Here is a 25494-nt window from a genome sequence, read left to right on the forward strand (position 1 = left end):
GCCATGAAGAACCCAGTCGAATTCCACTATCGGCTGCCGGGGCGCGCCAGCGGATTCCGGCCCGGCTCGCATCCCGGCACGAGTTTCGGCGCGGGGCAGGAATTCGCGATGCACGCGCGTCTCTTCGATCATCCCGACCCGCGACGCCTCGACTTGCGCGCAAGCCAGCGCTCCGTTCCGCCGCAGTGGCTCGTGCGTCTGCATTTGCAGCGGGTCGCGGTGCCGGTGCAAGTCGTGGTGGACGTATCGGCATCGATGCTCTTCGGCGCAGAACGTTCGAAGCTCGATCTGGCCGCCGATTTCGTCGAAGCACTCGGCTATAGCGCGTTTCGCGCGGGCGATCAGGTCGGCATGCTCGCGTTCGACGAGCAGGAGCGCGAAGACCTCTTCATGCCTGCGCGACACGGACGCGGCATCGGCGACGACATGGCGGCGCTGCTGCGCGGTTTCGAAGGGGCATCGCACGCCACGCCAGAAAACGCCGGGCTGGAGCGCGCACTCGAACGTCTTGCCGGGCGTCGCGGTCTCGTCTTTCTGGTCTCGGATTTTCATTGGCCGCTCGACCGTATCGACACGGCGCTGGATCGTCTCGTCAGCGCGCAAGTCGTGCCGATGGTCATCTGGGATACGGCCGAAATCGAGCCGCCTGCGCAAGGCCGATTTCTCTCGGTCCGCGATCTGGAGACCGGCAGAAACCGCACGCTTTGGCTGCGTGCTCGCGTGGTTCAGCAATGGCGCAATAACGTCGCCAAGCGGCGCCACGATTTGAAGACGGCCTTCGGCAGACGCGGCGCGTATCCCTTCTTTGTCGAAGGCGCCTTCAATGCCGAAGCCCTCTCGCGCCACTTCCTGGAAACGTCCGCATGATGCGCGGCAACCGGGCGATGATCCTCGCGTTCATGCTGATCGTCTTCGGTCTGATCGGCATAAAACCGGCGCGAGCCGAACAGACGGTCAACGCGACGGTCGAGCAGCCGCGCGCCTTCGGCCACATTCTCGGCGATGTCTTGACGCAGCGCGTCCTCTTGAGCACCGACGGCCACGATGTCGCCTTGCCATCGGTCGGGCGCGTGGGCGTGTGGTTCGAGCGCCGTGCGTCGCGAATCGTCAAGGACACGCAGGGCCGCTCGTGGCTGGTGCTCGAATATCAGATAACCAACGCGGCTCAGGCTCTCACGAACATCGAATTGCCCGCGCTCGAATTGAGGCCGGCTGCGGGCGCGGTGCTGCGCGTGCCTGCATGGCCGATCAGCGTCGGGCCGTTGACGCCGCGCGCCTCGTTTCGCGCGGGCGATCTGCAAGCGCTCAGGCCCGATCGGCTCGTCATTCCCGTGGATGATCCGGCGGTTCATCGGCGCATGATCGTCATGCTTGCGTTGCTGCTCGTCACGCTCGCAAGCTGGGTCGCGTGGTGGTGGTGGTCGAGCCGCCGTTATGCAAGGCAACGTCCGTTCGCTCGCGCATGGCGGCATATACGCACCGACGCCGATGCGAACGACGATGCCTGGGTTCACGTGCATCGCGCGCTCGACGAAACGGCCGGGCAAGTCGTACATGCGGCATCGCTACCGACGTTGTTCATGCGCGCGCCGTATCTGCAATCGATGAAGCCGCGACTCGAAGAGTTCTACACGCGCTCGCAGGAACGCTTCTTTGTCCGCGATGCCGCTCCCGCGCCGTTCGACTTGCGTGACTTCGCGCGTGCGCTGTATCGGGCCGAGCGAGGGCAATGACCTCATGCCCATCGACTTTCTCCGGCCCTGGCTGCTGCTCATACTGCCAATCGCGCTCTTGCCGCTGTTGCCGAGACCGAGCGAGGCGTTCGCTTTCTCGTCGGTGAACTGGCTGCCAGCGGATACTGTCGGCGCGACCGTCGAACACCTGCGGCGTGCGTGCGCGGTGCTCGCGATGCTGGCCATCATCATCGGTCTCGCGGGACCGGGACGTTCACATCTGCACGTCTTGCGCACGAGCACGGCGGCCGACATTCTCATTTTGATGGACCGTAGCGCGAGCATGGACTCGGTGATGTCGAAGACGCCTGTCTCCGAACCGAGCGGCCAGTCCAAGAACGCGGTGGCTCGCCACTCGCTCGAACGCTTCGTCGCCGAGCGACCCGACGACCGTTTTGCCTTTCTAATGTTCGGCATCAGCCCGGTTCTTGCCGTACCGTTCACGTCGAATCACGAGATCATCACGCAGGCGATCTCAGGCACGGGAATAGGCCGCGGCATGCCGGATACGAAGCTCGATCGCGGGCTCATCGCGGCGATCAAACAGTTCGATGGCAGGCAATACGCGGGCCGTCGCGCCATCGTGCTGGTGTCCGATGGCGGCGCGCATCTCGATGCCGCTGCACGCGCGGCGATCAGCGAGGGCCTTGCGCGCAATCAGATCGCGCTTTACTTCGTGTATCTGCGCAGCGGCGTCTACAGCCCCGATCTGACGAAGATGGCGCCCGCCGACGACGCCTCGGCCGAAGCTGAACTGCATCGCTATTTTCAGACGCTGGGCTCGCCGTATCGGCTGTATCAGGCGGAGGACGCGGGCGCAATGGCCGCCGCCATGTCGGAGATCAACAAGCAGCACAACGCGGTCGTATCTTTCGACGAGCGCTTGCCGCGGCAAGACGAAAGCGCGTTGTGCTATGCCGCCGCATTGCTCGGTTGCGCGGCGTTGCTTGCGCTGCGCGCGGTTCAGGTACGGAGCTGGTCATGAAGCGATTGGCCGTTCATCTTGCCTTCGGCGGCGCAACGCTCGTGTTTGCAGCAGTCGCGCTCTTCGACTTGGCGACATTGCAGCATGCGCATGCTGTCGCGCGCGCGGTGTCGGCGGTAAGCGCCAAAGGCGCGCAGCCGCAGTCACTGGACGATGCCGCCCAAGTTCGGCTGGCGCGTGCGGTCGTATCGTCGAAGGCAGGCGACTATGCGGGCGCGCAGAAGCTTTACGACTCCGTGCTCGTGCAGGACAACGATGCCGCGTTGCAGACGGCCGCGCTATTCGATCTTGCCAACATGTCGTTGCGTCAGGCGGCCGGTCCCGATGCGGGCGGTCCTGTTCGCTCGCTTCCGTTGCTCGAACAAGCCAAGGAACGCTATCGTTCGGCGCTGCGGCTCACGCCCGACGACTGGGACGCGCGTTATAACCTCGAACGCGCGTTGTGGCTCGCGCCCGAGGGCCAGACGAGCGACGAAGAGCGCGACTACAAGCATCAGGCCACGGTGAAGGCGCGTGGCGCGCAAAGCGAGGATCTGCCATGAAGGCAGTCGCGGCGACACTCGCGTTCCTTCGGCGGCGACACTGGGCCACGGTAGCCGCCGTGCCGTTGCTGCTTGCCGCCGTCTGGATGCCCGGCGCGATGTTCCAACGCGACGTGTTCAGCTATATCGTCACTTTCGATATCACGCAGAGCATGAGCGTCGAGGACGTGGGCGTCGTCGGCGGCGCGCCGATCAGCAGACTGGACTTCGCGCGGGCCGCGATGCGCGAAAGCATCGAGCATTTGCCGTGCGGCTCGAAGATAGGCTGGAGCATCTTCACAGGCCAGAGCACCTTGCTTCTGGTGCCGCCCGTCGAGGTGTGCGCCAACTTCGATGCGTTGCTTGCCTCGCTTGCCGTTATCGATGGCACGATGCGCTGGACCAACTGGAGCCGAGTAGCCGAAGGCGGTATCTTCGCGGCTGTGCGTACGGCGCGCAGTATCGGGCAAGACGCCAGTGTTCTCATGATCACGGACGGCCAGGAAGCACCGCCCATTCTTCCCGGCGATCAGCGCGTGCGCGACATTCCACGCTCGCAACTCAAGGGTTGGCTTATTGGCATAGGCGGCGATCAGCCCGCGCCCATCCCGCGAACGGATAAAGACGGCAATCGTATCGGCTACTGGCGCGCCGATGAAGTCATTCAAGTGCCGACACAACCTGGCGCGAGCGTTCAAGTCGAGAGTCACGAAGAGTTGTCGGAATTGCGCGGACAATATCTGGCGTCGATTGCGAAAGAAATCGGCTTCGATTATCGACGTTTGCGATTGCCGCAGGACTTGCTGATGGCCATGACGGATGCGCGCTTTGCGCATTCGGAACGCGTGCCGACCAAGCTGAATTGGATTCCGGCAGCGCTTGCCTTGCTGTTGCTCGTGTGGCGGTTTTGGCCGGAGCGTTGGGTGAAAGGCATGCGGCGCGCGCGACGCTGACTGTAGACGCACGCCGCCTGATTGCAACGCCGTCTTCAAACCGCTGAACCCTTACGCTCCTCTTGCCAGCACCGCAAACCGAACAACGGCACGACGCCATACGCGTGATCGAGCATATCCGAGAGCATCGCCTCGTACGGCTCCCAGCGTATCTCGTCGAGATAGAGACAGATTTCCAGCGCGACCACCGGCGCCGCTGTCTGGACATGACGAATCACGAGCGGCATGTCGCGCCGCACCGCCGGATGATCGCGAAGATAAGCGCTCAGATAGCGACGATACAACCCAAGGTTCGTGCGACGCTCGCCTTCGAAAGCGCCCACCGGCAAGCGGATGGCGTCGTGCATTTGCGCGAGCATTGCGTCGTCGGGGAAGCGCACGGTATCGACATCGAAATGAATCGCGTGTTTCAAGCGCCTCCCGCCCGACTCGCTCATGCCGCGCCAGTTCTTCACGCTGTTCGTGAGCAAGAGCTGACTTGGCAGCATCACGATGGTGTTGTCGAAGTTGCGTATCTTGATGGTATTCAACGCGATATCGATGACCGTGCCATCCGCGACGAATCCCGGCACTTCGATCCAGTCGCCCACGCGCAGCATGTCGTAGGCTGCCAGCTGGATGCTGGCCACGAAGCCGAGCAACGAGTCACGAAAGATGATGATGAGCAACGCCGTCACCGCGCTGAGGCCGGTGAGCAGATAGACCGGCGAACGCTCGATCAAGAGCGAGACCACGGAGATGAGCGCGACGAGATACACCACGATGGTGGCGATCTGCAGAAAGCTCTTGATTGGCCGCTCGCTCGCAGTTGGAAAGTGACTATAGCGTTCGTCGATGCTGTCGCGCAGTGCCAGCGCGGCGCGCAGCAGCGTGTAGACCATGTAGCAAGCGGCGAGAATGCCCAATGGCCGTCCGAGCACCGCGATAAACGGTATTGTGAGACCCGAGAGCGTCGGCGCCGATGCATAGACGATCGCAGCGGGCACGAGCGGCGCAAGCCGGTGAAACACGCGATGACGCTCGGCGGCGATCAACCACTTGCGCCCTTCGTTGCGCGTGAGCCGGCTGACGATCATGAGCATGATCCAGCGCGTGAGGTAGTAGCAGATCGCGCTTGCCAGCAAAATGGCGAGCAGCAAGGCGGCCACGAGCATGACCGCGACCAGCCAGCTATCCGTGTAGACGTGGAACTGCCAGTCTGGTCCCCTTTCGACACGCAGCATATTCTCGAACATGTACTCTCCGGAACAGGCGAACCGATGTTGGGCAAGAGGCCTTTCGCACGGTGGCTATTTTAGTGGCGGCAACAGCACGGACTTAGCGCGCCAGGCCGCATGAGAAGCGCATGCCCCTATCGTCGAAAGAATGTAGAGGCTAAGAAGCCGCCGACGCCTGTCGCACGATAACCCGATCTGCGCAAGACCTGCTTTTCTTCGATGCCTTGGAAATCTGCGGAGCAGACATGCTCGACAATAGTCCCGCAATAGCGCACAAGCGCTCAGAGACGCTCGATGCGGGAACATCGCGCCAGGGTTGCTGGTTGAGAAATTCGCGTCAATTGCCCGACGAGCGCACGGTGACGGCGAATGCGGCGGGTGTCTCGCCGTTCGTATCGTCAGGCATCGGGTCGAGGCGTTGAACGGCGCGCAATGCCGTTTCGTCCCATTGCGCGTTGCCGCTCGAATGTACGATGGACGCGGACAGCAACGCGCCATTGGGCGCACAGCGCGCGCCGATCACCGTTTCGAGTCCAGCCACGCCATTGGTCCACGCGATATTCGTCCGCACGCGCCGTCCGACGCGCTCGGCGTAGCCAACCGTTGCGACGGGTTCATCCGCCTTTGCCGCGACGCGGGCAACCTGCTCGCCAGAAGAGGCGGCAGCGACGCTCGGCTTGTGCGTCGCCGGTTCACTGACCGACCACTGTATCGACACGACGACGCCGACGGCCAGAAGCCACGCCCAGCCGCGCAGCTTCCCGCGCTTGATAGTCGCATTCGATTCACCGATCGACGAACGCGAACCGACCTCGCCCCAAGCAGCTGATTTCGGAAGCTGTTGCGCAATCGTCACGTCGTAACCGCGCCGCGATTCGGCATCGCTCAGGACGGCGTAGGCGTCGTTGAGCATCTTCATGATTTTTGTCGCGTCCGGACTCGTGTTCCTATCGGGGTGATAGCGCTGACTCAACGCCTTGTACGCCGCGCGAATGACTTCGGGCGGCGCGTTGTGCGTCACTTTGAGATTGTCGTAATGCGTGTGCGTCGAAGCCATCGCTGACATGCCGTTTTCCTGAGCCTGTCTGGATAACGGCAAGCGCCTGGGGAAACCTTAGCGATGACGGTGTGCGAAAGCGGCGCGCGCGCCAGGACGACTTAGCGCGACGGCACGACGCTTATGCGCGCCCACGTCGATCTCGATATCGACGCGGGCGGAACGATGTCCGCCCGCGTCCGTTCTACGTTACAGCCCGGCCGTCCAGCGCAGGACCGGCTCTTCCGCGCCATCCGGAAGCGACCACGTTCCCTTGGAGCTGAAGTCCCACGTAGGACCGAAGCTCGCCGGCGTGGCCATTTGCGCGCTCGTCAGACCGCTCGAAGCGGACATGGCCTTGCCGCTGCCGACACCCGCTGTCGCGACAGACGTTTCCTTGTCCCAGAAGACGTCTTTGGCAATCGTGCCGCTATTCGTGCCCGCAATGGCGCCCGGCTTATGCGACCCCGTGCCCGGCGAAAGCGATGCCGTGCTGTACGACTGGCGAATGGTGCCGGTGTTGTTGCCCACCAAACCGCCGATATATGCGCCGCCATTCACGAAGCTCTGCGAATACGACTGCTCGATGGTGCCGCTGTTCACGCCCGCGAGCCCGCCGATCGTCGCTGTTGCGGCAGCCGTCATGAAGTTGATGGTGTACGACTGGCCGATGTAACCATCGTTTTCGCCGACTAGACCGCCGATTTCGCCATCGCCATTGACTTGCGCGCCGCTCCACGAACGCTCGATACGTCCGCGGTTGATGCCGACCAGCCCCCCCGCTGCCGTGGCCGTACCCGTGGGTTTGTTGACGATGCCCGTGCTCGCGACATTCACCAGGTAGCCGTAGTTCGTGCCCGCAAGCACACCGACCGGACCGCCCGACGACGACGCCGTGGCGCTATCCACCAGTACGTTGCGCACGATGCCGGTCGGGCCGACCACGCCGAACAAGCCCGTATTCGCTCCGCTCGGAATGTTCAGATCGCTCAGCAGATGCCCCATGCCGTCGAACTGACCGGTGAACGGTTGCGCCGCGCTGCCGATGCCCGAGAGGCCCGTTGCGCCATCCAGCTCCAGCGACGAGCCGAGTGCGTAAGTTCCGCCGAGGTTGTTCTTCACGGCGTGCAGATCGGCAATCGAATTGACGAGCTGATAAGCCGTGACCTGCGTGAGCAGACCGCTGAACGGCGCCGCGCTCCAACTCGCGTTGCCATGCACGGTTCCGGGCGTGTAGCTGCCGGTCATGTCGTACAGCGCCGAGACGATACCCGTGCTGTGCGACCAGTCGAGCGTGCCGCGATTGGTCACGCTGCCGCCGTTGTCGACCGCGCTGGCGTCCGCACGCAAGGTGAGACTGCCCGCGCCCGTGTTGGCGATGGTCGCGCCCGGCGCGATGGTCACTGAATGCCCGGCGTCGAGCGTCAGCGACGACGACCCGATCCACCGAATATTCGATGTCACGTTGATGTCGCCCGCGCCCTTGGTGGCATCCGCGCCATTCGCATGGACCGTGATCGACGTTCCGCTGCTCAGGTTCGCGGCCAGCGTGCGGGCGGGCGCTGCGTCGGCGGTAAAGGTCGGGGCCGTGATGTTCCACTGTCCCGCGCCTACTTTCGCCTCGCTCAGCTTGATGGCGTTGCCGGTCATGTCGACGGTGCCGCCGCTGCCATCCGCGTTGCGCGCGGAAATGGTGGCGCCGCGTGCGTCCACCGTACCGCCTTGCGCCACGAGCCACACGTGGCCATCGCGCGTTTCGGTGCCGGTGGCGCGCAGCGCGCCCGACTTGCCCGCAAGCGCGAAGATGTTGCCGTCGGCCGCTTGCAGGCTGATCAGCGCCGCCTGGATCGTGCCCGAGTTGGTCACGTCGCCGCCCGTGCCCGTCGTCTGCACGCCAACTTGCTGGCCGTATGCGCTGTCCGCAAGCACGACTTCGCGCGCCGTGACGAGTTCGGCCGTGCCCTTCGGCGCGCTGATCGATCCGGCATTCATGACGCTCTTCGCCGAAATGAGGAGGACGTCGCCGCCCGACGAACTGATTTTCCCGAGATTGATCACGCTGGCATTCGAACTGCCGCCGAGCGTGAAGTAATCCGGGCTGTTCATGAACGAGTCGTTATCGGTATCGAGTGTCGATGCAACGAAACGTCCGCCGGTCGCCACCACGCCCGTCGGCCCGATGAGCACGCCATGCGGATTGATGAGGTAGACGCTGCCGGTGCTCTTGAGCGTGCCGTAGATAGCCGACATGTCGTTGCCGGTGACGCGGTTGAGAGTTGCGCCGGTTCCGTTGTTGATGGAAACCGTATTGCCCGCGCCGATGGAAAAACTCGTCCAATTGATAATGCCGTTCGTGCCCGACTGCTTGATATTCAGGGTTCCGCCGCTTTGTGCGACGGTTCCCGAGCCCGCGACATATTTACCGCCTTGAGGAAGAGGCGGTGCAGCTTCGGCTCCCGGCGCGTGAAGGAAACTGCCAGCAGATGCAAGTGCGATGAGAAGTGGAAGAGCCCGAACTGTAAAGCCCGGTGCGCGAAACGTAGAGACGCAGGCCGCATCGCCGAGCGTCGAGACGCCCGCGAGACGGTAAACAAAAAGACGCATACCGCCCCCAACAGAGTGTTTCCCCGATTTAATCGCTAAGTAGACAGCTTTTTTTAGTTGGTAGTGCAGTGTAACAGAGCGTAATGTCCATATCGAAAGACGAAAGATGATCGTTTTCAGGGCTTGCTCAACGGGCTGTAATTATGCTTACGAGTTCTTTAGCGATAAGCGTGAAATGCAAACAACGGGGAGTGGGGATAATCGGTAATTTCAACGTGTTAATGACGTCCTTCAGTGCGGACGCCGGCACCATGATCGCGCGCTGGATGTATTCGTGCCCCGACATCGTGCGGTACTGAAGCACGATGTCAGGCCCGGCTTCGATCGCGAACGATCACGTCTTGGTGAAATCGTTTGATTTTCCCAACGCGCGGACCGCCCGCGTCAAACGAGGCAACACTACCCTCCCCGCGCATTTCGAGCCTGTCGATTCGTTGGGATTATTTTTCGCTTCATCTTTGGCGCGCTTCGGCGGCCCATGCCTCGGCATCGACGCCAGCGGGAATACGCATCGGCGCCGAGGGGTCGGTGGCCGCGCGCCATACCGCTTCGGCAACGTCCTCCGCGCGCGTGGTCGGCGACGCGGTGTCCTGGAACTGCTCGAAGACGCGCTTGACGAGATCGGCATAGGCCGCGTGCTCCAGGCCATGCATATGCGCGCGCGCGTTGTCGCCGAAGCGCGTGTCCGGCGCGCGGCCCGGCAAAACGAGGCGCGCGCGCACGCCGAACGGTTCGAGTTCAAGCGCCATCGACTCGGTGAAGGCGTTCACCGCCGCCTTGCTCGCGCGATATGCGCCGATCAGCGGCAAGGGCTTGATGGTCACGCTCGACGTCACGTTGACGATGACGCCCGCCCCGCGCTCGCGAAACTGCGGCAGCACGGCTTGCGTCATTGCAATGGTGCCGATGGTGTTGGTCTCGAAGATGTCGCGCACCGTGGCAATGGGCACGAGTTCGGCGGGCGACGCCGCGCCGACGCCCGCGTTGTTGACGAGGGCATCGATCGGTCCTGCGGCTTCGATTGCCGCGCGAATGCTTTCGGCGTTCGTGACATCGAGCGGCAAGATGCGCAGGCGTTCGGACGGCGGCAGCACATCGGTGCGCGGCGTGCGCATCGTCGCGATGACTTGCCAGCCGCGACTCAGAAAGTGACGGGCGATTTCGAGCCCAAATCCGGACGAACAACCGGTGATCAACACGGTTTGCATGACGACTCCTTTGAAGTGGTTTGCGTGTGCCACCACAATAGATCGCCGCTCTCGTACTCGCTACAATCGATAATCCAGATTTCATTTGCAGGAGTCCGGCAATGATCGATCCGTTGGCCGAAGTCGTGACGCTGCTTCAACCGGCTGCCAATTTCTCCAAGCTCGTTCATGGTGCAAGTCCTTGGCACATCAGCCGCTCGGACGCAGGTCAGCCTTTTTATTGCGTGATTCTGGAAGGCGGATGCCGTATCTCAATCGACGGCTACGAGCCGATCGAACTGTTGTCCGGCGACTTCATGCTGATTCCCGCCGCTTACGGCGTTGCGGTGTCCAGTCTCGAAGCGCCGCCGCCCGGTTCCGAAACGCAATCGCCCGTTGCGCTCGGCAATGGCGAGTTCAGGATCGGCCCGCCGGATAGCCCGATCGACGCGCGCATGATGGCGGGTCACTGCAGCTTCGGTTCACCCGACGCGGCTCTGCTCGTTTCGCTGTTGCCGCGCTTCGTGCATGTTCGCGGGGAACGGCGGCTTGCCACGCTCGTGCAACTGGTTCGCGAGGAATCGCGCGAACAGCGGCCCGCGCGCGAAGTCGTGCTTTCTCGATTGCTCGAAGTGCTGCTGATCGAGGCGCTGCGCTCGACGGCCGGAACGGACGCGTCACCGGGTCTCGTGCGTGGGCTGTCGGACCTTCGTTTAGCGGCTGCCTTACGCGGAATGCACGAACGCTCCGCGCACGCGTGGACGGTGGCCGAGTTGGCGAAAGAGGCCGCGCTTTCGCGTTCGACCTTTTTCGAGCGCTTCAGTCGCGCGGTGGGCGTGGCGCCGATGGAATATCTGCTTCGGTGGCGCATGGCGCTCGCCAAGGATCTGTTGCGGCGAAGTCAAGGGCGTATCGCGGAGATCGCGCAGCGTGTCGGCTATAGCTCCGCCAGCACGTTCAGCGTCGCGTTCACCCGGCATGTCGGCCGCTCGCCGTCGCAATACGCGCGCGACGGACAAGCGGCAGAAGACTAATTACTTCGATATGCAGATCGATTGCTCATTGCCTGGCTCAATAACGCTCGTTCGACGCTCACGATCACGCGCAACCTCTTCAATCAACTGACGTTATTTATTTAAGAATTTCCACACATCCCACTTCGTTGGAATGCATGAATCGTTTTGCTTCATTGAGAAGAAGAATCTGAAACTGGCGAAACCACGTGCTAACCTTTCCTCAGAACGTTGTATGCGCTGCACTTCGGAGGCCTAATGCTCACGTGCCACTGTCAGTCTTGCGGAAAATTGTTTTCGTCGCAATTGTCGGAAGAGGCACTTCGTTGTGAAGAATGCGAGTCACCTGATGTGGAAGTGCTCGCGGGCTCCGACACGTTGGACAACGACAACAGGAATGATCTAGGCAATTCCGAACTCATCTGATATCTATGAATACCAATGAGGGAGCGCAGTGCGGCTTTGGCTCTATGCCCCGCACGCAGAGCGCGTAACCTAGCACGCCGGGATTCGTTCCGAGTGCTGCAAGCACTTACAACAGCAATGCGCGAGATGCACGTCATTACCGGTTCGCGGTTTAGATCAGGTCAGAATAGCGCCACTGTGTGACAACGTCTGTTGGCAACGCGGCGCCCGCATCGGCAAAGACCCGCAATCAATGATTAGTCGATCAACGCAGGTCAGAGGAGCACATCGTGACAGGGCGCTTACCGTTGGACGACGAGCAGGAGTTCGCGCTGTGGCGGCCCGACAGCAAGGTTGTCGTGACCAGCAAAAGGCGAATCGTAATCGGGCATAAGGACAGACCAATAGGCAAGTCGCTTGCGCTTCTTCTGTCCACGAGAGGATTCGAAGCAATACACGCAAGCGAAATGGGCGACGCCCAGCGTTTCCTGCAGCACTGGAAAGCTCATGCGCTGCTGCTCGACACGAGAATGGACACGCCACCCGACTTTGAAACTGTCCGGCAGTTGCGTCGAACGGAACACACGGCGGGTTTATTGATCATTGCAATGAGCAACATTCAACCACTCGATTCGCTGCCATCGATGAAAGAAGCCGGCTTCGACGGTCACGTCCGTCGCCCATGTTCGCTCTGGCGACTCACCGATCTCATCGAAAGTCATTTCGGTATCGTGCCGATGCGCAATCGCCGCTAGCGCGAACGATGGCCACGTTCCTTAGGGACTGGACGGCGAGATGATCGACGACGCAGAAATCAATCGATTGCAACGCAGAAGTGAACCGCTAGACCTTTCGCGCGACGAAATGCAGCCAGTTCTCGCCGCTAACGTCGGCCAGTTCCGATACTTGAGCGCCGCTATTACTTCCGAAAACGGCCTCGGTAAGCAGGCCGGCCTCGGCACATTGTTGGCGCTGCGTCTGGATATCCGTGTAAAGGATCAGAATGCCGAACCTGTGAGCGGCGCAGACGCGTAGTGCATAGCCGTCGTATTCGCGGTTGAGAGGCGAATAACGCAGATAATTGAACGCCGCCATTGGAAGGTTATATAAAGCTCGCGCGCAGTTGATGCCGAATTCGAGGACATTCTCCGCCTGCGAAACATGCGAAGCTTGCGCAAACGTTTCCCTGTAGCCCGGCCCGGCGAGATTGTGGGTGGAAAACAATGCGAGACCGCCTGGCTTGAGCACGCGTGCAAACTCGCTTAGCACTTTGCGTCTGCCTTCACTGTCGATGGAATCGATGCCATTGAAGCTGAACATCACGAGCGCGAAGCTGTTGTCCTCGAATTCGGCCAGGTTGCGCGCATCCATGACACGCACCTGGACGCTCGGATAATTTCTCTGGCATATCGCGACCAGCTCGGGCGTGTAATCGACACCCGTGTAATCCGGGCTCACGCGCGACAGCAGCGGCACCGTGCGTCCGCCGCCTACACCGACATCGAGCAAAGGTTGATCGCGTACTTCCGCGCGCACATAAGCGATAGCCGCAGCCTCGCCAGGATCGGTCCAATCGCTCAGCTTGTCGTACCATCGGAGCGCGCTACGGGTGCGCCATGCAGACCGGTTGACGCGGTCTTGCACGGTAAAGCGTTGTTGGGAAAATCCCATACGGCACCCGCGCTGAGCGATAACCAAAGAACCGGAGCGGCGCATCGAAAGTCGGCCGCCACCGCACTTGAATGACAAATGAAGTGTAGCAGTCGTTTAATTTTGCCGCCGGGTTATTCAAAATAGCGCTCGGCATGATACATGTGCGCGTCAGCCGTGATCAAGAACGGAACTCAGCGGGCATATAAGCGTCAGACCGTTCCTGAGGCGATGCACGTCATCACGCAAAGCCTTGGCATCGGGAAGAATTTTCAGTAGGTTGTCGAATGGCCAGCCAGTTGTCGACGCTTTGCCGGGCGTCGCAAGATTACTTTGGTTTGTTCATACGAAGCACATGCCGACCAACCTATCACGACATGCTCAAAGACTTAAAACCCTTTGCGGATAACGCTCACGCGGACCAATGCATATCCGTTGATGGTCTTGACCGAGCACGCCGACATCGACCGAACCCATGTTCCCGCAAGTCATGGCGATGAATTCGCCGGGTAGGCGCTTTTTTTGCTGCCCTATTTAATCGATCGCCAGTACCGGCAAAGGAACTCTCATGGCCACTCCCGTTTTCGAGTCAGTTCGTCTGGATGACGTTCTGCTCAAGCCCGACCCGATCGACCCGGCGTGGATACTCGAGGGCAATCCCGTCGCGCGCAGCGGTCAGTGGTCGCAGAGTCCCGACACGACCACGACTTCCTGGGTCTGGGATTGCACCGCCGGGCGCTTCAACTGGTACTTCAATGCCGATGAGACCATCTACGTCATCGAAGGCGAAGTCATCATCACGGCCGAAGGTCAGGAACCGCGCACGCTGCGCGAAGGCCATGCCGCGCTGTTCTATGCCGGAACCCATTCTGAATGGTACGTTCCGAAATACGTGCGCAAGCATGCCATCTTGCGTCCGCATATCACCAAGCCTGCGCTGCTCGCGCTCAAGGTGAGCCGCAAGTTCAGCCGCAAACTCAACGGCTCCTTTCCCCGCTCGTCGTTCCGATCGTCAGGAGACGAGAGCGCTTAAGCGCTTATAAAGCCGCGCCCGAGTGATTGCCTCGATCTGCGCGAGCGCCTCGTCCATCTCCTGTGGCGTGTCACGCCCGATACGGCGTTCGAACGCCGCGAAAATCCCCTCCCGCGTGTAATGCCGCACGCAGATAATGAATGGAAAGCCATGCCGCGCGAGATAGTCCGCGTTCATCCGGTCGAGCGCGGCCTCTTGCGCGGGCGTCAGCGCGTCCAGTCCGGCGCCCTTTTGTTCGGCATTCGAATCGCGCGTCATCGTGCCTGCACGAATGTTCGAACCCGACAATAGCGGATGCAAGTTCAGAAAGTCGCATTGGCCTCGCTCGTTCAGCGCGCGGATGACGTCCATCATCGCTCGATGCAGTTCCGGCGCGGAGCCGAACGGCCGCCGTTCCCACGCGCCGCTCGCTGCCTGTGGAAAGTGCTCGAAGACGCTCCCGAAGGCGCGCAGGAAGGTTGCATGATCGAGCGCATTGATCGGCGCGAGATCGATCGACTGAGACATGTAGTGCTCCCGTAAAGCCCGCTTGATCGAGGCCAGGCGTGGATGACGATTACGGGCCGAGTATAGGAAGCGCAAGCGCGGCGGGCGAGAACCGCGGCCTTATAGACCGCATAGCAGAACCCGATAACGAGCGCCGGCTACCCTAACGCTTCATGTCGCGCAGTTCGCGCAGCGCTTGCGACGCCGCCGTCAACGTGCCGCGCAGCCACACATGCGATGCCGAGCGATGCCGCGACGGATGCCACAGCTGATAGAACCGCATGAGCGGGAACTCGATCGGCGGTTCGAGCACGGCAACCGGCAGCGATTGCGCGTGATAGTTGGCGAAGTGGCGGCCCGTGGTCAGGATCAGGTCCGTGCCTGGAATGAGGCTAGGCGCGAGATTGAAGTACGGACAGCTCACGCGATTGTCCCGATGCACGCGCATCGTGCTGAGTCCGGTATCCACGACGCCACGTTGATCGCGCGAATATGGCGTTGGCACGATATGCGCCGCGTCCAGATAAGTCTGCGCGGTGAACTCGCCGGGTCGCGCATGCACGCTGTCCTCGGCCACGACGCACACCACCTCGTCCTCAAGCAGCACGGACAAATGCAGATGCTCCGGTGGATTCGGCCAATTGCCGATGACGATATCCGGCGAGCCTTCCGACAACGCCTGCTCGTAGTTGAAGGTCGCGGACAGCGGCATCGCGACGAGACGCGCCCTCGGCGCCGTGCGGCGGAACTCGCGCACCACATGCGCGAAGAACGGCGGCGCCAGATAGTCGGGCATGCCGACCGTGAAGGTCTGCTCGGTGGTGGCGGGATCGAACCGGTCGTCCGCTACCAGCAGGTTATCCAGCGCGCCGAGCGCGGCTTGCGCGTTCTCGGCGAGTTGTAGCGCCCGCTCGGTCGGGACCATCACGTTCTTCTCGCGCGTGAGAAGCGGGTCGTTGAAGATCGTACGCAGCCGTTTGAGCGCGCTGCTGATGGCCGGCTGCGACTGATTCATGCGAATGGCCGTGCGAGACACGCTGCGCTCGGCGATCAACGTGCAAAGCACGCGCAACAGATAGGTATCGAATGGATCGTCTGCGCGATTCATGTTTTGAGGTCCGTGGCCCGTGAACAGCGCAGCGTCGGGGCAGCGCTTGCCTGTTTGACGTTGTAACGTGTAGAAGCATCGAGGGCAACGTGCCGAATTAATTCGATGCGTTCGGCCGATTCCTGCACGAAGGCGGTGCAACAACGCCTGAACGCGCGCCCCAAGGGTAATCCATAACGGCGAACGCACCTCTGTCTAACCCCGCAAACCCTTGCGCCGCAAGGCTTTGCGGCGCATATCGAAGTTGCTATCGGGCTTATTCAAACGCCCGCCGTTCCCAAGCTTTTTTTGATTTTCAATACTGGCTCCATCGAACGCACCGCCGCGGCGGCTTACTTCATCGCGCTTGGAGGACTCATCATGTCGATCATCAAGGAAGTCATGCCGGCGTACGCCGATGGGCCGAACGGCGCAACGGTCAGCGCAACGGCTGACGTCATCGCGAACGCGGAGGCCAGCGCTTATCGCAAAGTCTCGTGGCGCCTGCTGCCGTTTCTAGGCGTGCTTTGGGTGCTGGCATGGCTCGACCGCGTGAATATCGGCTTCGCCAAACTGCAGATGCTGGACTCGCTGCATTTCTCCGAGGCGGTGTACGGGCTCGGCGCCGGTATCTTTTTTCTCGGCTACTTCTTCTTCGAAGTGCCCTCGAACATGCTTTTGCAGAAGATCGGCGCGAAGAAGACCATCATGCGCATCACGATCTGCTGGGGCGTCATCTGCATGCTGCAGACGACCGTCTCCACGCCGACACAGTTCTATCTCCTGCGCTTTCTGCTCGGCGCCTTCGAGGCGGGCTTCTATCCGGGCGTGATCCTCTATCTCACCTACTGGTATCCCACGCAGCGCCGTGCGCGCGCCTTCGGCACGTTCATGTCGGCATCCGCGATTGCGGGTGTGCTCGGCGGTCCCATCGCCGGCTGGATCATGACTTCGATGGGCGGCTTTCACGGCATGCACGGCTGGCAGTGGCTCTTCATCATCGAAGGCATTCCTTCCGTGCTGGCCGGCTTCTTCGCGTACTTCTACATGACCGACAAGCCCGATGAAGCGCGCTGGCTCACGGCAGATGAAAAGCGCGTCGTGCTCGATGCCCTGCAGCGCGACAACGCTTCGATGGGCGAGCGCGGACACGACTGGCGCTCGCTCGTGACCAACCGCAAGGTGTGGCTGCTCATTGCGATCTTCTTCTGCCTGCTGTGCGCGAACTCCACGCTGACGTTCTGGATTCCGACCATCATCAAGGACGTGGGCTTTATCTCGCCGATTGCCGTGGGCTGGATTGCGGCGGTGGCCTATCTGTGCGGCGCGGCGGGCATGATCTTCAACGGCGCGCGCTCAGACCGGCGCAACGAGGTGCGCTGGCACTTCAGCGGCCCGGCGATAGCAGGCGGCGTGTCGATGGCCGCGCTCGCGCTGTTCATGGGCGTGCCGGGACTGCCCGCCATCGTCTCGCTCATTGCGATGACTCTGGCGCTTGCCGGCACCATGAGCGCCATTCCCGTGTTCTGGCAGTTGCCGAACCGCTATCTGGCGGGCAGCGCGGCCGCTGTCGGCGTGGCGCTGATCAACTCGGTCTCGAATCTCGCGGGCTTCGGCGCGCCGTATGTAATGGGGCTCATCAAAAACGCCACCGGCAAGGTCACGACCGGGCTGTATCTCGTGGCCATCATCGAAATTCTCGCCGCGGTGCTGGTCATCGCGGGTATCCGCAAGCTTGGCGGCACACGACAAGAGGCATGACATGAGCGACGACACCACCCTTCCCGCCTTCGATGCCCGCCGCCGGCGCTTCGCGCTGCAGTCCATGGCGCTCGGCAGCAGCGTGCTCTTTGCCGGAACCGCGCACGCCGCTGGCATGGAGGCCGCGCCCGCGCCGAATCAGAACACCGGTCCCGTGCAGCAGGACGGCCTGAGTCCGCGCCTGACCATGCATGGACTGGATACCTGGCACGGCACGCCGGCCGCAGGCATGCGCGCGGACCTGTTCAGCATTGAAAATGGCCAGCCGAAACTCATGCAGACGATCACGCTCGCCCCAAGCGGCCGCAGCGAACCGCCGCTTCTGATCGACGAAACCTACCGCGTCGGCACTTACGAACTACTGCTGCACGCCGACGACTACTTCGCCGCGCTCAAGACCGAGCTGCCGACGCCGCTGTTCCTCTCGAAGGTTCCGCTGCGCTTTCGCATCACCGATGCCTCGCAGCGCATCCATCTGCCCGTGCTCTTCGGGCCGTGGAGCTACAACTATTATCGCGGCAGCTAATTCCGTAATTTCGAACAGGAGCATCACGATGGCCGCAGGCATCACCACACACGTCCTCGATGTATCCACCGGCAAGCCCGCTGCCGGCATGCAGATCGAGCTATTCGATACGACCACGCAGCCGCCGACGCTCATCGCGCGGACGCGGACGAATCGCGATGGCCGCACCGACGCGCCGATTTTGCCCGCCGCTCAGGCGCGCGCCGGGAGCTTCGAGTTGCGCTTCTGGGTCGCCGACTACTTTCGCACGCCGGATGTCTTCGCCGATGTCGTTCCCGTGCGCTTCACCGTCTCGGACGCGACACAGCATTACCATGTGCCGCTGCTCTGTTCGCCATGGAGCTTCGGGACTTATCGCGGGAGCTGAACATGGATCGGGGCAAGCACATCCACCTATAATGTCGTTCAGTTCGACCCACCGACGACGCCCCACCTTGAACCAAACTCTGCGAGCATCGTCCCGCGTCGCGCTTCAGCCGATGCCGCTTGAAGCGCTCGTAATTCCAGCGGAAATAGATGGCCGCGACGGCACGAACCGCGAGCTTCGCAAGCACGCGCAAATCGAGGCGGACAGCGACCTCGACGCCATCCGCGCTTGGCTGTCGCGCTTCCACGCAACGAAGACCACCTTCGAGAACTATCGCAAGGAAGCCGAACGCCTTCTGCTCTGGTCTATCGTGACGCTCGGCAAGCCGCTGTCGTCGCTCTCGCACGAGGATTGTCTGCGCTATCAGCACTTTCTCGCCGACCCGCAACCGGCGGCGACATGGGTCGCGGGCGGCGGGCGCAAGCATGCGCGCAGCGACGCGCGCTGGCGGCCGTTTTACGGGCCGCTATCGCCCGCGAGTCAGCGTCAGGCGGTCGTCATCCTGAACGCGCTGTTTTCGTGGCTGGTACAAGCAGGCTATCTCGCGGGCAATCCGCTCGCGCTGTCTCGTCAACGCGCAAAGCATGCCGCGCCGCGCATCACGCGTTATCTGGAACCGGCACTTTGGCAGGAAGTGAAGGACACCATCGCGGCCATGCCGCGCGAAACTGACCGCGCTCGCGCCCATGCGTCGCGCGCGCGTTGGCTCTTCACGCTGCTCTACCTTGGGGGCTTGCGTATAGCGGAAGTTGGCGGCAATCACATGGGGCAGTTTTTCGTGCGACGCGATGCGGACGGCACGATGCGCTGGTGGCTCACCATCCTCGGCAAAGGCGGCAAGGAGCGCCTCGTGCCCGCCACGCGCGAGATGATGACGGAGCTCTCGCGCTATCGTCAGCATCTGGGCTTGAGCGCAATGCCCTCGCCCAGCGAAGACACGCCGCTCGTGCTGCCCGTCGGCGCAACGGCCGCGAACGACGGCACGAAGACTTGCGCGCCGCTCACGCGCGCCGCGCTGCATTCCATCGTGAAGGATATTTTTGCGAGCGCAGCGGCCCGGCTCCGCGAACGCGACGGCGCATCCGCGAACGCGGACTTGCTGGAGAAGGCGTCGGCGCACTGGCTGCGTCACAGCGCCGGTTCGCATATGGCGGATCAAAAAGTCGATCTGCGGCTCGTGCGCGACAACCTTGGGCACGCATCGCTTGCCACGACGAGTCTTTATCTGCATATGGACGACGACCGGCGGCACCGCGAGACGGACGAGAAGCATCGCATCGACTGGTAGCGAACGCGTCCGTTTCGCGCGTCATAAGTCGAAGTTCGTCGGCATCAGGATAACGTCGCGAATGGTCACGCCGCGCGGTCGTGTCAGCATGAAGAGAATGGCGTTTGCGACTTCGCTCGCGTCGAGCAAACTGCCCGACTCCTTCGCTTCCTTGAGCTTCTCTTCCGGCCAATCGGCCAGCAATGCGCTGATCACCGGCCCTGGCGAAACGGAGCCGACGCGAATGCCATGTTTGAACACCTGACGCCGCACGGTCTGGACGAAGCAGTTGATGGCCCATTTCGACGACGCATAAACCGGCTCCCACGGTGTCGGAAAATGAGCCGCGAGCGAACTCGTCACGACAATGTCGCCGGTGTTCCTGCCGATCATATGCGGCAGCACGTCGTGCACGTTCTTCATCACGACGTTGACATTGAGATTGAGCATGCGGTCGATGGCGCTCGTGTCGGCATCGACGAGATCGCCGCCCACGTAAGTGCCCGCGTTCGCATGCAGGATGTCGATTTGCCCCGCCATCTCGATGACACGCGGCGCGAGCGTCGCGCAGGCCTTGGGGTCGAGAAGGTCGATGACGAGCGCGAGCGCCGCATCGCCGCGTTCGGCGCAGAGCTTCGTCAGTGCCGCTTCGTCGCGGTCCACCAGCACGACGCGCGCCCCTGCCGCCAGCATTGCATCGGTGCTGGCAAGCCCGATGCCCGAGGCCGCGCCCGTCACCACGGCTACTTTGCCTTCCAGTTCTCTTGCCATATTCGTCGTCCTTGCGTTGACCGTCGTCGCGCGCCGATGAAACGCCGCGCATCAACGAACGATGATTGTGTAGGCCGGGAACACTGTCAAGACTAAAGTCGTTAGCGCCGCACTCAAGCCGCTTCGGCGGGCCACTCGAATGGCTGCAACAAGAGCGTCTTCAAGGCATCGGGCGTGAGCGGACGGCTGTATCGATACCCTTGAATCTCCGAACACGCGTTTTCCTGCAGGAACTTCAGCTGTTGCTCGCTCTCCACGCCTTCGGCGATCACGTTCAGATCGAGCTGGCGTCCGAGCGAAATCACGGCCATGACGATGGCGCGATCGTCGTCGCCGCCCGGCAACTCGCGCACGAACGACTGATCGATCTTCAGACGCGCTATCGGAAAATGCTTCAGCGCCGAGAGACTCGAATACCCGGTGCCGAAGTCGTCGATGGAAAGCTTCACGCCCATTTCCTGCAACCGGCACATGGTTGCGATGGCGCCATCGAGATCCTGCATGATGACGCTCTCGGTAATCTCGAGTTCGAGATACTGCGGGTCGAGCCCGCTTTCGTCGAGCGCATGCCGCACGCGTTCCACGAGTTCCTTTTGCAGAAACTGCCGCGCCGATACGTTCACCGCCACCGTCACCGGCGGCAGACCTTCGTCCTGCCACGCCTGATTTTGTCGGCAGGCCGCGTGTAACACCCAGTCGCCAATCGGCAGAATCAAACCCGTTTCTTCCGCAATCGGGATGAAGGTCGCGGGCGAGATCAGGCCTTCGGTCGGATGCTCCCAGCGCAGCAGCGTCTCCACACCGAATACGCGATGCGTCTCCAGATCCACCTGCGGCTGATACACGAGCCGGAACTCGTCGTTGGCAAGCGCGTGGCGCAACTGCTCCTGATAGCGCAGGCGTTCATGCACCTTCTGATTCATGTCCGCCGTGTAGGCCTGATAATTGTTGCGGCCCATTTCCTTCGCGTGATACATCGCGGCGTCGGCGTTCATGAGGAGCGTGTCGGCGTCGCGGCCATCGTTCGGATAGCTCGCAAGCCCCATGCTGCAGCTCACCTGATAATGCTGTCCCTGCAATTCCGCAGGCTGCAAAATGGTCTGACGCAAGCGCTCGACCATGGCCGTGACGCCCGCGCCGCTCTGATCGTCTTCGAGCAACACGATCACGAATTCGTCGCCGCCCAGACGAACGACCGTGTCCGTGCTGCGCACCGATTGCACCATGCGCGAAGCGACCGTGCGCAGGAGATCGTCACCCGCGCGGTGGCCAAGGCTATCGTTGATGAGCTTGAAGTTATCGAGGTCGATGAAAATCACCGTCACGCCGCGCCCATAACGCTCCGCCTGCAACAGCACCTGCTTGAGACGGTCGCTTAGAAGCGTGCGGTTGGGCAAACCGGTGAGCGCGTCGTGGTTCGCCATATGGCGAATGCGCTCCTCGGCCTCGCTGCGCTGAATCGCGATACCCGCAATGCGCGTCGACAGCGCAACCGCCTGCGATTCCGGCTCGCTCGGATAGTGCTTCTCCTGCATATACAGCGTGATGACGCCGAGCGCGGAGCCGTCGTGCGAGAGCACGGGAAAGGCCCAGCACGACATGACGTCGGCGAGGCCGCAGCGCGCGAGTTCGCGGCTCAGGGCCTCGTCGCGCGCCACGTCGATCACGCATACCGTCTGACGCGTATGAATGGCCTTGCCGCTCAACAACGCATCTTCGTCGATACGCGACTGGCCGACCACTTCGCGGTATCGCTCCGACATGCTCGGCGCCGCGCCGACGCGCAGCCAGTTGCTCGTGCCGTCGCGCAGCAGCACCGCGCAGCGCGACCCGGGAATCTGCGTTTCGAGCACGCTCACCACGCGCACGAGCACTTCTTCGAGCGGCACGCTCTTCGCGATCATTTCGAGGATTCGGCTCTGCTCCTGCCTGCGCGCTTCCGACCGCTTGCGCGCGCTCAGATCGCGCACGATGGCAACGACGCCGTCTTCCACCGGCACCACTTGCCGATGCAGCCACAGCGTCTCGCCATCCGCGCGCCGATACTGCCATTCGTGCTCGCGCACCTGCAGCGACTCGGCCACCTCGACGAACTCGTCGAAGACGCCGCCGTCGCGCGCGTCGACGAACGCTTCGTCGAGCGTGCTGCCAATCAACCGTTCGCGCGCCACGCCGAGAATCTCGACGCCGCGCCGGTTGGTGCCGGTCAGAATGAACTTCTCGATCTCGCCTGCCGGACCGCGCTCGTCGCGAAACACGAGGAACGCGTCGATGCTCGATTCGGATGCCGCGTAGTAAGTCTGTTGCGCGCGCCGTTCGCGTCGGCGGCTGACAGCGAGTTGCCAGCTCGAACGACTGAGAATGAACGCGATCACGATGACGCCGAGACTCAGCACGCTCGTCCAGATGAAGTCGGCGCGCCGGCGGCTGCGAAAATCGGCGAGTTGTTCGTCCTGGTCGAGACCGACGAGCGCAATCAGCGCGTAGCCGTTCAGTTCGCGCACGCTGGTATAGCGGTGTGCGTCGTTGTCCCACTCATGCACGACCGCGTTGCTGACCGGCGTATCGCGCACCGCGCGCAATGCCGCGTCGGGATAGCGTTGGCCCCACGAGACCGTATCGCCGATCTGCTGCGCACGCACGACGCCGTCCGCGCCCAACACCGCGAGCAGACCATGCTTGCCCATGCGCGCCGTGTCGTAGTTGCTCGTCAGATAACCGGGATCGAGCGAGAGCATGACCGCGCCGCCGAAGTGTCCCGATGCATCGCGAAGACGGCGACTGAAGATGATCTCCGGCATGTCCGCGTGTTCAAAAGGCGCGACGAGACTCATGTACGGCGCACGCGCGTCGTCCTGGCGCTGACGTTGCGCGATGAACCACGGCTCGTCGGCCACGCTGGGCGGCATGCCCGAGCGGTTCGACGCGGCGAGCTGACCGTTTGCATCGGCGATAGCGACGCGAAACACGATCGCGGACGGCAGAAGCCCCTGATCGTTGAGGCGCTTGAAGCTTGCGGCGCCGTTCGTCTCGTACGCGAACTGCACGGTTTTGAGCGTCTGGTCGATGGTCGCGAGATTGCGCACCAGTTGCGCTTCGTAGGTATCGGCGAGTTCACGGCCGAGCTCGCTCGCGGCGATTTCGGCGGCCATGCGTTGCGTGTGGACGAGTTGCAGCACGATCACCCAGATGATCGCCAGCAGAAAGACCGCGAATACCGGAATCATCACGTGCGCTTCGAGCGCGCGGCGCATGGCCCGGCGCAGCGAAGGCGGCAAGCGCGCTTCCTGGCTGTCGCCTTGCACGTGCGAAGGCCCGCGCGCCGCGTCCGGTTCGATCAGCCGCTTGATCGCGCGCATCTTGTCGATGTTGAAGATCATGAACGGGCGCGCTTCACGGACGCAGGCTGAGGACGACCTTCACGCTCGCGTCCACATCCTTGCGGTCGATGTAGGCGATGGCGGATGGACGCGCTTGCAGATAACGCTTGACCGCGGCTGCGTCGGCCATCTCGCGCGGCGGTTGCGCGCGGCCAGTGAAGATGAGCTTCGACCAATACGCGCGCAATTGCGACGCCGACTTGCCCGTGCAATCGCGATAGAAATCGGCGCGCAAGGGCGAGTCGTCAGGCAAGTCGAGCGGCACGGCTTCGTCGCCCGAGGGGAATGCGCCCACGCGACCGAGGAAGATATCCGCGATCTGACTTTCGTTGAGCGACGTGAGCGGACTTTTTGCCGATACGACGACCACGACATCCGCCATCGCCGATGACGTGCACATACAAAGGGCCGCGAAGAGCGACGCTGTTCCGATGAGTTTGAGGAGTGGCATGTCGGGCTCCTCAGAAGACGAAGTCGAGCGCGGCGCTGAAGACATTGCTTCCGCTTCCCAACTGATAGCCCGGCTGCTGATTGAGGAACGTGCCCGTCGAATTGGACGGCACCCAGACATGATCGAACTGCACCTTGAGGTCGATATTCTTGACGACATCCCAGCGCGCACCGATGGAAACATCGCGCTGGCCGTTGTTGTAGTTGGGAATGGCGGTGGGCCGGTTGAGCCCGTGCGACTGCGCGTAGGTCGCGAAAAACGTGGCCTTCGCGTAGCGCACGCCGCCCGTGACGTAGCCGCTGATATAGCCAGGCGTCACCTGCTCGACCGTCACGCGTGCAAGTTCGGCCTGCACGAACCACGCGCCTGGATCGTAGGCGGCGGCGATGCTGTAGACGTTCACGGGTTGGTCGGCGAGGAATGGGAGCTTGACCGACGCGTGCTGATAACCGACGTGACCCGTGAAGTTGCCGATCTCCACGGTATCGTCGAAGGCGAGAATGTTTTTGCCCTCGGTGCGGAATGCGCCGGGGTTCACGTGAAAGACCGAGTAGCCGTAGACGAAGCGCACCGTGTTGGAGATGCCGCGCGCCGCGATGCGATAAGCAACGTCGGCGCCGTCGCTATTGGTGAGCGGTTGCGTGTTGTACATCTCGACCGGCAAACGCACCCACGGAAACGCGTAACCGACGTTGCGATATTCCGAGTTCAGAAAGGTGGGCAACTCGATACGGCCCACGCGCACGCTGAAGTCGGGCGTGAACGCGTACTTGACGTTCGCCCATTCGAGGCGCGGCTTGAAGGTGTTGTCGTATTCATGCTGCGAGATCACCTGCACGACGGCCGAGAGCTTGTCCGTGAGGCGCGCGCTCAGTTGCAGGCCGATCTTCGAATCGTTCTCGAAGTCGTACTTGCGTGATGCACCCGCGCCGTTCGGTTCGAGCGGACTGCTCACATAGTCGGCGGTATCGAGAGACGAATGCGTCATGCCGAGCGTGCCGAAGCCGCTGAGCGTGAACATTTTGGGAGCATCGTCGGCGCGCGCGGTCATCGAGGCGAAA

Annotated in this window: 23 protein-coding genes; 12 read left to right on the forward strand and 11 right to left on the reverse strand. The window is 62.2% G+C overall.

What is annotated here, in order from left to right:
• The first annotated feature begins 3 nt into the window (after positions 1–3).
• From QCE79_RS16110 to QCE79_RS16130, 5 genes are read left to right on the forward strand one after another with little or no spacing between them, the layout of a single operon-like run.
• A complete protein-coding gene (locus tag QCE79_RS16110) occupies positions 4–867 on the forward strand; it encodes a VWA domain-containing protein (protein WP_309845925.1) in 864 nt (287 codons plus the stop codon).
• Positions 864–1733 (forward strand): hypothetical protein, encoded by an 870-nt coding sequence (locus QCE79_RS16115; RefSeq protein WP_309845927.1) that lies wholly within the window; start codon positions 864–866, stop codon positions 1731–1733. Before QCE79_RS16110 ends, QCE79_RS16115 begins: the two co-directional genes overlap by 4 nt.
• A gap of 4 nt (positions 1734–1737) precedes the next feature.
• A complete protein-coding gene (locus tag QCE79_RS16120; protein ID WP_250528206.1) occupies positions 1738–2718 on the forward strand; it encodes a VWA domain-containing protein in 981 nt (326 codons plus the stop codon).
• The gene (locus QCE79_RS16125) at positions 2715–3260 is read left to right on the forward strand and encodes an MxaL protein (RefSeq protein WP_309845932.1); all 546 of its coding nucleotides are present in this window, start codon (positions 2715–2717) and stop codon (positions 3258–3260) included. Before QCE79_RS16120 ends, QCE79_RS16125 begins: the two co-directional genes overlap by 4 nt.
• Positions 3257–4192 carry an MxaL protein gene (locus tag QCE79_RS16130; RefSeq protein WP_309845935.1) on the forward strand — a complete coding sequence of 312 codons (936 nt, stop codon included), beginning with the start codon at positions 3257–3259 and terminating at the stop codon, positions 4190–4192. The genes QCE79_RS16125 and QCE79_RS16130 overlap by 4 nt, the downstream gene beginning before the upstream one ends.
• Positions 4193–4227: 35 nt before the next feature.
• On the opposite strand, the gene QCE79_RS16135 is transcribed toward QCE79_RS16130, so the two are convergent.
• From QCE79_RS16135 to QCE79_RS16150, 4 genes are all read right to left on the reverse strand, one after another.
• Positions 4228–5427: a mechanosensitive ion channel family protein gene (locus QCE79_RS16135; protein ID WP_250469583.1), complete on the reverse strand. Its 1200-nt coding sequence runs from the start codon at positions 5425–5427 to the stop codon at positions 4228–4230.
• Positions 5428–5746: 319 nt separating this feature from the next.
• Entirely contained in the window at positions 5747–6475 is a 729-nt protein-coding gene (locus QCE79_RS16140; protein WP_309845938.1) for a TonB family protein, read from the reverse strand.
• 180 nt (positions 6476–6655) lie between these two features.
• Positions 6656–9049: a filamentous hemagglutinin N-terminal domain-containing protein gene (locus QCE79_RS16145; RefSeq protein ID WP_309845941.1), complete on the reverse strand. Its 2394-nt coding sequence runs from the start codon at positions 9047–9049 to the stop codon at positions 6656–6658.
• Positions 9050–9501: 452 nt separating this feature from the next.
• Positions 9502–10257: an SDR family oxidoreductase gene (locus QCE79_RS16150; protein WP_309845944.1), complete on the reverse strand. Its 756-nt coding sequence runs from the start codon at positions 10255–10257 to the stop codon at positions 9502–9504.
• Positions 10258–10358: 101 nt separating this feature from the next.
• Here QCE79_RS16150 and QCE79_RS16155 point away from each other — a divergent pair, with 101 nt between their 5' ends.
• Together QCE79_RS16155 and QCE79_RS16160 are read left to right on the forward strand one after the other, a co-directional pair.
• Positions 10359–11270 carry an AraC family transcriptional regulator gene (locus tag QCE79_RS16155; protein WP_250469587.1) on the forward strand — a complete coding sequence of 304 codons (912 nt, stop codon included), beginning with the start codon at positions 10359–10361 and terminating at the stop codon, positions 11268–11270.
• An 851-nt stretch (positions 11271–12121) separates the two neighbouring features.
• A complete protein-coding gene (locus tag QCE79_RS16160; RefSeq protein WP_250469588.1) occupies positions 12122–12409 on the forward strand; it encodes a hypothetical protein in 288 nt (95 codons plus the stop codon).
• Between the two features lie 88 nt (positions 12410–12497).
• Here the strand turns inward: QCE79_RS16160 and QCE79_RS16165 are convergent, their stop codons facing one another.
• The gene (locus QCE79_RS16165; RefSeq protein ID WP_309845952.1) at positions 12498–13325 is read right to left on the reverse strand and encodes a class I SAM-dependent methyltransferase; all 828 of its coding nucleotides are present in this window, start codon (positions 13323–13325) and stop codon (positions 12498–12500) included.
• Between the two features lie 547 nt (positions 13326–13872).
• Between QCE79_RS16165 and QCE79_RS16170 the strand changes: the two genes are divergently transcribed.
• Positions 13873–14337 carry a cupin domain-containing protein gene (locus QCE79_RS16170; protein WP_244831561.1) on the forward strand — a complete coding sequence of 155 codons (465 nt, stop codon included), beginning with the start codon at positions 13873–13875 and terminating at the stop codon, positions 14335–14337.
• Here QCE79_RS16170 and uraD read toward each other — a convergent pair.
• Together uraD and QCE79_RS16180 are read right to left on the reverse strand one after the other, a co-directional pair.
• Positions 14317–14844 carry a 2-oxo-4-hydroxy-4-carboxy-5-ureidoimidazoline decarboxylase gene (uraD, locus tag QCE79_RS16175; protein WP_250469589.1) on the reverse strand — a complete coding sequence of 176 codons (528 nt, stop codon included), beginning with the start codon at positions 14842–14844 and terminating at the stop codon, positions 14317–14319. The two genes, QCE79_RS16170 and uraD, sit on opposite strands and share 21 nt — an antisense overlap.
• Before the next feature lie 142 nt (positions 14845–14986).
• Positions 14987–15931, reverse strand: a complete 945-nt coding sequence (locus QCE79_RS16180; protein ID WP_244831564.1) for a LysR family transcriptional regulator — start codon at positions 15929–15931, stop codon at positions 14987–14989.
• Between the two features lie 360 nt (positions 15932–16291).
• Here QCE79_RS16180 and QCE79_RS16185 point away from each other — a divergent pair, with 360 nt between their 5' ends.
• From QCE79_RS16185 to QCE79_RS16200, 4 genes are all read left to right on the forward strand, one after another.
• Entirely contained in the window at positions 16292–17671 is a 1380-nt protein-coding gene (locus QCE79_RS16185; protein ID WP_309846561.1) for an MFS transporter, read from the forward strand.
• A gap of 1 nt (position 17672) precedes the next feature.
• The gene (locus tag QCE79_RS16190; protein WP_309845957.1) at positions 17673–18197 is read left to right on the forward strand and encodes a hydroxyisourate hydrolase; all 525 of its coding nucleotides are present in this window, start codon (positions 17673–17675) and stop codon (positions 18195–18197) included.
• 28 nt (positions 18198–18225) lie between these two features.
• Positions 18226–18564, forward strand: coding sequence for a hydroxyisourate hydrolase (gene uraH, locus QCE79_RS16195; protein WP_244831569.1), 339 nt, complete (start codon positions 18226–18228; stop codon positions 18562–18564).
• Positions 18565–18676: 112 nt separating this feature from the next.
• A complete protein-coding gene (locus tag QCE79_RS16200) occupies positions 18677–19852 on the forward strand; it encodes a tyrosine-type recombinase/integrase (RefSeq protein WP_244831954.1) in 1176 nt (391 codons plus the stop codon).
• A gap of 21 nt (positions 19853–19873) precedes the next feature.
• Here the strand turns inward: QCE79_RS16200 and QCE79_RS16205 are convergent, their stop codons facing one another.
• The 4 genes from QCE79_RS16205 to QCE79_RS16220 all read right to left on the reverse strand — a co-directional run bounded on the left by QCE79_RS16205 (position 19874) and on the right by QCE79_RS16220 (position 25454).
• The gene (locus QCE79_RS16205; protein ID WP_309845960.1) at positions 19874–20602 is read right to left on the reverse strand and encodes an SDR family oxidoreductase; all 729 of its coding nucleotides are present in this window, start codon (positions 20600–20602) and stop codon (positions 19874–19876) included.
• A 113-nt stretch (positions 20603–20715) separates the two neighbouring features.
• Positions 20716–23982 (reverse strand): EAL domain-containing protein, encoded by a 3267-nt coding sequence (locus QCE79_RS16210; RefSeq protein WP_309845963.1) that lies wholly within the window; start codon positions 23980–23982, stop codon positions 20716–20718.
• A 13-nt stretch (positions 23983–23995) separates the two neighbouring features.
• On the reverse strand, positions 23996–24433 hold the full coding sequence (locus tag QCE79_RS16215; protein WP_244831575.1) for a phosphate ABC transporter substrate-binding protein: 438 nt from the start codon (positions 24431–24433) through the stop codon (positions 23996–23998).
• A gap of 10 nt (positions 24434–24443) precedes the next feature.
• On the reverse strand, positions 24444–25454 hold the full coding sequence (locus tag QCE79_RS16220) for a hypothetical protein (protein WP_244831576.1): 1011 nt from the start codon (positions 25452–25454) through the stop codon (positions 24444–24446).
• Positions 25455–25494 lie beyond the last annotated feature (40 nt).

Origin of the sequence: Caballeronia sp. LZ003, from assembly GCF_031451465.1 — a bacterium.
GTDB lineage: Bacteria > Pseudomonadota > Gammaproteobacteria > Burkholderiales > Burkholderiaceae > Caballeronia.

Bases quoted from the DNA above. Each gene is read 5' to 3' on its own strand.
- QCE79_RS16110 (WP_309845925.1), top strand. From the start codon at position 4: ATGAAGAACCCAGTCGAATTCCACTATCGGCTGCCGGGGCGCGCCAGC.
- QCE79_RS16115 (WP_309845927.1), top strand. From the start codon at position 864: ATGATGCGCGGCAACCGGGCGATGATCCTCGCGTTCATGCTGATCGTC.
- QCE79_RS16120 (WP_250528206.1), top strand. From the start codon at position 1,738: ATGCCCATCGACTTTCTCCGGCCCTGGCTGCTGCTCATACTGCCAATC.
- QCE79_RS16125 (WP_309845932.1), top strand. From the start codon at position 2,715: ATGAAGCGATTGGCCGTTCATCTTGCCTTCGGCGGCGCAACGCTCGTG.
- QCE79_RS16130 (WP_309845935.1), top strand. From the start codon at position 3,257: ATGAAGGCAGTCGCGGCGACACTCGCGTTCCTTCGGCGGCGACACTGG.
- QCE79_RS16135 (WP_250469583.1), bottom strand. From the start codon at position 5,427: ATGTTCGAGAATATGCTGCGTGTCGAAAGGGGACCAGACTGGCAGTTC.
- QCE79_RS16140 (WP_309845938.1), bottom strand. From the start codon at position 6,475: ATGTCAGCGATGGCTTCGACGCACACGCATTACGACAATCTCAAAGTG.
- QCE79_RS16145 (WP_309845941.1), bottom strand. From the start codon at position 9,049: ATGCGTCTTTTTGTTTACCGTCTCGCGGGCGTCTCGACGCTCGGCGAT.
- QCE79_RS16150 (WP_309845944.1), bottom strand. From the start codon at position 10,257: ATGCAAACCGTGTTGATCACCGGTTGTTCGTCCGGATTTGGGCTCGAA.
- QCE79_RS16155 (WP_250469587.1), top strand. From the start codon at position 10,359: ATGATCGATCCGTTGGCCGAAGTCGTGACGCTGCTTCAACCGGCTGCC.
- QCE79_RS16160 (WP_250469588.1), top strand. From the start codon at position 12,122: ATGGGCGACGCCCAGCGTTTCCTGCAGCACTGGAAAGCTCATGCGCTG.
- QCE79_RS16165 (WP_309845952.1), bottom strand. From the start codon at position 13,325: ATGGGATTTTCCCAACAACGCTTTACCGTGCAAGACCGCGTCAACCGG.
- QCE79_RS16170 (WP_244831561.1), top strand. From the start codon at position 13,873: ATGGCCACTCCCGTTTTCGAGTCAGTTCGTCTGGATGACGTTCTGCTC.
- uraD (WP_250469589.1), bottom strand. From the start codon at position 14,844: ATGTCTCAGTCGATCGATCTCGCGCCGATCAATGCGCTCGATCATGCA.
- QCE79_RS16180 (WP_244831564.1), bottom strand. From the start codon at position 15,931: ATGAATCGCGCAGACGATCCATTCGATACCTATCTGTTGCGCGTGCTT.
- QCE79_RS16185 (WP_309846561.1), top strand. From the start codon at position 16,292: ATGTCGATCATCAAGGAAGTCATGCCGGCGTACGCCGATGGGCCGAAC.
- QCE79_RS16190 (WP_309845957.1), top strand. From the start codon at position 17,673: ATGAGCGACGACACCACCCTTCCCGCCTTCGATGCCCGCCGCCGGCGC.
- uraH (WP_244831569.1), top strand. From the start codon at position 18,226: ATGGCCGCAGGCATCACCACACACGTCCTCGATGTATCCACCGGCAAG.
- QCE79_RS16200 (WP_244831954.1), top strand. From the start codon at position 18,677: ATGCCGCTTGAAGCGCTCGTAATTCCAGCGGAAATAGATGGCCGCGAC.
- QCE79_RS16205 (WP_309845960.1), bottom strand. From the start codon at position 20,602: ATGGCAAGAGAACTGGAAGGCAAAGTAGCCGTGGTGACGGGCGCGGCC.
- QCE79_RS16210 (WP_309845963.1), bottom strand. From the start codon at position 23,982: ATGATCTTCAACATCGACAAGATGCGCGCGATCAAGCGGCTGATCGAA.
- QCE79_RS16215 (WP_244831575.1), bottom strand. From the start codon at position 24,433: ATGCCACTCCTCAAACTCATCGGAACAGCGTCGCTCTTCGCGGCCCTT.
- QCE79_RS16220 (WP_244831576.1), bottom strand. From the start codon at position 25,454: ATGTTCACGCTCAGCGGCTTCGGCACGCTCGGCATGACGCATTCGTCT.